General features: G+C 52.5%; 4 protein-coding genes, 4 tRNA genes and 1 rRNA gene. 8 read left to right on the plus strand and 1 reads right to left on the minus strand.

The window, feature by feature from the left end:
- Positions 1-5 precede the first annotated feature (5 nt).
- The 3 genes from rrf (at position 6) to birA (ending at position 2,264) form a co-directional block, all read left to right on the plus strand.
- Positions 6-121, plus strand: a 5S ribosomal RNA gene (gene rrf, locus F3I47_RS22170).
- Positions 122-270: 149 nt separating this feature from the next.
- A complete protein-coding gene (gene murB, locus F3I47_RS22175) occupies positions 271-1,308 on the plus strand; it encodes a UDP-N-acetylmuramate dehydrogenase (protein ID WP_046100985.1) in 1,038 nt (345 codons plus the stop codon).
- Positions 1,305-2,264 (plus strand): bifunctional biotin--[acetyl-CoA-carboxylase] ligase/biotin operon repressor BirA, encoded by a 960-nt coding sequence (gene birA / locus F3I47_RS22180; RefSeq protein WP_150030510.1) that lies wholly within the window; start codon positions 1,305-1,307, stop codon positions 2,262-2,264. Before murB ends, birA begins: the two co-directional genes overlap by 4 nt.
- Before the next feature lie 43 nt (positions 2,265-2,307).
- Here the strand turns inward: birA and coaA are convergent, their stop codons facing one another.
- Positions 2,308-3,255 (minus strand): type I pantothenate kinase, encoded by a 948-nt coding sequence (gene coaA, locus F3I47_RS22185; protein WP_009092666.1) that lies wholly within the window; start codon positions 3,253-3,255, stop codon positions 2,308-2,310.
- Between the two features lie 741 nt (positions 3,256-3,996).
- Here coaA and F3I47_RS22195 point away from each other — a divergent pair.
- The 5 genes from F3I47_RS22195 to F3I47_RS22215 all read left to right on the plus strand — a co-directional run.
- Positions 3,997-4,072, plus strand: a tRNA-Thr gene (locus F3I47_RS22195).
- 8 nt (positions 4,073-4,080) lie between these two features.
- Positions 4,081-4,165 (plus strand) — tRNA-Tyr (locus tag F3I47_RS22200).
- 188 nt (positions 4,166-4,353) lie between these two features.
- A tRNA-Gly gene (locus tag F3I47_RS22205) sits at positions 4,354-4,428 on the plus strand.
- Positions 4,429-4,433: 5 nt separating this feature from the next.
- Positions 4,434-4,509 (plus strand) — tRNA-Thr (locus F3I47_RS22210).
- Positions 4,510-4,617: 108 nt separating this feature from the next.
- The coding region (locus F3I47_RS22215; RefSeq protein ID WP_181161971.1) for a GTP-binding protein at positions 4,618-4,978 on the plus strand (361 nt) is incomplete at its 3' end.

The raw sequence follows: 4,978 nt of genomic DNA on the forward strand, positions 1-4,978 counted from the left end.
ATTTGCCTGGCGGCTTTAGCGCGGTGGTCCCACCTGACCCCATGCCGAACTCAGAAGTGAAACGCCGTAGCGCCGATGGTAGTGTGGGGCCTCCCCATGCGAGAGTAGGGAACTGCCAGGCATTATATAAGTGAAGAAGCCCCGCACCGACGTGCGGGGCTTTTTTACGTCTGCCGATCGTGAAAAACCGCCTTCGGACCCCGAAAACTGCCTGAGAACACATCTCCGATACGGTAAACTACGGCCAGATAACTCAGTTAAGGCCGTCAAATGTCCAGCCAGCATCCCTCCTTAAAAGCCGACAATACACTTGGGCTTGAAGTACACACACAAAAACGCATCGTCGCTGAGACGCCTGCCGCCATTCTGGCTGCATGGCAGGCCAGCCAGCAGGATCAAACGCCTTTCCTTGTGCTCGGTGAAGGCAGCAATGTCCTCTTTCTGGATGATTTTGCCGGAACCGTGGTACTGAACCGCATTAAAGGCATCACCATTCAGGATGAATATGAGAGCTGGAAACTGCATGTCGGAGCCGGTGAGAACTGGCATGAGCTGGTCAAAAGTACCCTGGAAAAAGGGATCGCCGGACTGGAAAATCTGGCGCTGATCCCGGGCATGACCGGCTCGGCACCGATTCAGAATATTGGTGCTTACGGCGTGGAGTTAAAAGATGTCTGCGAATATGTGGATGTGCTTAATCTGCACAGTGGCGAAACAGAACGTCTGGATCGTGAAGCCTGTGAGTTTGGCTATCGCGACAGCATTTTCAAACACCGTTATCAGTCAGGCTATGTCATCGTCGCAGTCGGGCTATGCCTGCCTAAGCAATGGCAGCCTGTCCTGACCTATGGCGATCTGAAAACACTGAATCCGGCCATCGCCAGTGCCTGGGATGTCTATCATGCTGTGTGTCAGATGCGTCAGAGTAAGTTACCGGATCCGAAAGTCACCGGAAATGTCGGCAGCTTTTTTAAAAATCCGGTGGTGACGCAGGCGCAGTGCAGCGCTCTGCTGGCCCGGTTTCCCGCCATGCCGCACTATCTGATGCCAGAGGGAGAAACGAAGCTGGCAGCGGGCTGGCTGATCGATCAGTGCCAGCTTAAAGGCTATCGCATCGGGGGCGCAGCCGTTCATCAGCAGCAGGCTCTGGTGCTGATTAATGCTGACAATGCCCTGCCTGCCGACATCGTGGCGCTGGCCAGAGCGGTACGCGCCCGGGTAGGAGAGAAGTTTGATGTCTGGCTTGAGCCTGAAGTCCGGTTTATTCAGGCACAGGGTGAATGCAATGCCGTCGAGGTGATCGCATGAAAGACCACAATGTCCCGTTAAAGCTGGTCGATATTTTGGCTGACGGTGAGTTTCACTCTGGCGAGCAGCTGGGTGAGACGCTGGGAATGAGCCGGGCTGCCATCAACAAGCATATCCAGACACTGAAAAGCTGGGGACTTGATGTCTATACCGTCACCGGTAAAGGCTACAGTCTGCCTGCGCCAATCCAGCTACTGGATGAGCAGGCGATTCTCGCGCAGGTTGAGCAGGGCAATGTCTCGGTGATACCGGTGATTGACTCAACGAATCAGTACCTGCTGGAGCGCATGCATGACATGCCATCTGGTGCTGCCTGTATTGCTGAATATCAGCAGGCGGGGCGGGGTCGCCGGGGCCGTCAGTGGTTCTCTCCATTTGGCGCTAACCTCTATATGTCGATGTACTGGCGCCTGGAACAGGGCCCCGCAGCGGCGATGGGCCTCAGCCTGGTCATTGGTATCATCATGGCGGAGACATTACGCTCACTGGGCGCAGATGAGGTCAGGGTAAAATGGCCGAATGACATCTATCTCAACGATCGCAAACTGGCGGGTATCCTGGTTGAACTGACTGGGAAAACGGGCGATGCTGCGCAGATTGTGATCGGTGCAGGTATTAATCTGGCAATGCGAACCGCTGATGCCTCCCAGATTAATCAGGGCTGGATTAACCTGCAGGAAGCCGGGGTCACGGTGAATCGCAATGAGCTGGCAGCTCGTCTGATCAATCGTCTGCGCGAGGCACTGCCACTCTTTGAGCAGGAGGGATTAGCGCCCTTTGTGGCACGCTGGGCCGCGCTGGACAACTTCATTAACCGGCCTGTTAAGTTGCTCATCGGTGAACGCGAAGTGCACGGTATTGCGCGCGGTGTTGACAGCCAGGGGGGGCTGTTACTGGAACAGGATGGCGAAATAAAGGCATGGGTTGGCGGAGAGATATCGTTACGTCCTGTCTGAATAAAAAAAGCCTGCATGAATGCAGGCTTTTTTATCACTGGCGTTATTTACGCAGACGGACTTTATCAACAGCGTGATCGCCGCTTTTCGTCATAATCAGGCTGGCTCTCTCTCGTGTCGGCAGAATATTTTCCTGCAGATTAAGCCAGTTAATCTCTTTCCACAGGTTACCCGCTATCTCAACGGCTTCCGCCTCGGAGAGCTGGGCATAGTGATGGAAGTAGGAGTCGGGGTCGGTAAAGGCACCCTGGCGGAATTTCAGGAAGCGATTGATGTACCAGCTTTGCAGAAGATCTTCTTCTGCATCGACATAGATTGAGAAATCGACGAAGTCAGAAACAAAGACGTGATGGGGGTCATGAGGATAGTCCATACCGCTCTGTAAGACGTTGAGCCCCTCAAGAATCACAATATCCGGCTGCTGTATGACTTTATCGCCATCAGGGATAACGTCGTAAATCAGATGCGAATAGACCGGAGCGGTAACCTGACTGGCTCCTGACTTTAAATCTGAGACGAAATTGACCAGCCGGTGCATATCGTAGGATTGCGGGAATCCTTTCTTCTTCATTAAGCCACGCTCTTTGAGCACGGCATTAGGATGCAGGAAGCCATCTGTGGTGATTAATTCCACCTTCCGATGTTCAGGCCAGCGGCTGAGCAATGCCTGCAATACACGTGCTGTCGTACTTTTACCGACGGCAACGCTACCCGCAATACTGATGATGTAAGGGATCTTCTGCCCATTGGTGCCCAGAAACTGCTCCAGTACAGCCTGCCGACGCACATTTGAACTGATATAGAAATTAAGCAGGCGCGAAAGAGGCAGATAAATTTCTGCCACTTCTTCCAGAGAGAGGTCCTCGTTGATGCCTTTCAGCTGCGCAATCTCTTCCTCTGATAGCGTCATAGGAACGGAATCACGTAATGCCGCCCACTGCTCACGAGTGAATTCTAAGTAGGGCGTTGTCAGGGGAGTCGTTTTATCCATAAGCATGCATCTGACCGCAAATTCATTGCTATCACCGGCGTGTTATCCGATAAGCAGGACAACGCAGGTGATTTGAATCACGAATCGCTGGTTTATCAGTGAGAACAATGGGCTGGAGGGTATCACCAGTATGGCTTTTAACAGAAGTAAAAAGATAACTGTGATCTCGCTTTCGTCGGTATAGCCACAAAACGCGCCATTACCCAAGCCATTAACGACTTTATAACAGACAATGAGCCTGTAAAGCCGTTACAGGCTTCTTCCCGCCCATAGTGCGTAACACCCTTGTTACCTGTTCCGGTGGCAGTGCCACGCATTAAGGCCTGTAAGGAAGCGAATGCGATATCCCCTCAATAAGCACACCATCCGGACCCTTCTGCCGGGTGCTGTTATAGAAAAGGGATATTGTCTGCAGGAAAAATCGGCCTGTGAGCTTAGCCTCTAACCCAAAAATCATCCTGACGTGACGAAAAAAGCGTCAGTCAGCGTATGGGCGGGATCTTTTTTCAGGAATAAGCGAAATAACCGGAGTAAGAACGCTGGAGGCAGGCATTGTAAAAAGAGGGGCAGGGGGGGTGTGGAGCCAGTGGAAAGTCGAGAAAACAGGGCCGGGCTGGACAAATATTCCGCAGAAAACCACTAAATTGCGATGATTTGCACAAATAGTAAGCGATAGAAAAAAATATGCGATTTTTTAGTTGCATCCGAACGCCGACCTTCCTAGAATGCGCGTCACTTGATGCCGGCTTAGCTCAGTTGGTAGAGCAACTGACTTGTAATCAGTAGGTCACCAGTTCGATTCCGGTAGCCGGCACCAATCAAGTAGGTGGGATTCCCGAGCGGCCAAAGGGAGCAGACTGTAAATCTGCCGTCACAGACTTCGAAGGTTCGAATCCTTCTCCCACCACCATCCCGACCTCGCGGTTGGGTTCAGATAAACGGCCTGTTTATCTGTCAGGTGAGTCACTTCTCACCCTGAATTCAGACTGAGCGTTAGCGAAGTCAACGTCGGTCAGCTTCGCTGACGGACAGTAGGTAGCAGAGGCATTCTCTGTTATCTGCAAGCTACAGAAAGAACAGGTAGCCGAGTTCCAGGATGCGGGCATCGTATAATGGCTATTACCTCAGCCTTCCAAGCTGATGATGCGGGTTCGATTCCCGCTGCCCGCTCCAGATGTGCTGATATGGCTCAGTTGGTAGAGCGCACCCTTGGTAAGGGTGAGGTCCCCAGTTCGACTCTGGGTATCAGCACCACTTCCTTTAATCTCCCTCCTGATTTTCTCTGTAACTTCCTTGCAGTCAGGCATTGCCTGGTTAATGTGATGATATCATTGATATATCCGTGTCTTAGAGGGACTAGCGATGGCTAAAGAGCAATTTCAACGTAACAAACTGCACGTAAACGTGGGCACCATCGGTCACGTTGACCACGGTAAAACCACCCTGACTGCAGCAATCACTACCGTACTGGCTAAAACCAACGGCGGCCAGGCGCGTGCATTCGACCAGATCGACAGCACCCCTGAAGAAAAAGCCCGCGGTATTACCATCAACACCGCACACGTTGAGTATGAGACTGCTTCACGTCACTACGCTCACGTTGACTGCCCAGGCCACGCCGACTATGTGAAAAACATGATCACCGGTGCTGCGCAGATGGACGGCGCGATCCTGGTTGTTGCTGCGACTGATGGCCCGATGCCACAGACCCGTGAGCACATCC

Origin of the sequence: Pantoea sp. M_10 (assembly GCF_008631515.1) — a bacterium.
Lineage (GTDB): Bacteria > Pseudomonadota > Gammaproteobacteria > Enterobacterales > Enterobacteriaceae > Pantoea > Pantoea anthophila.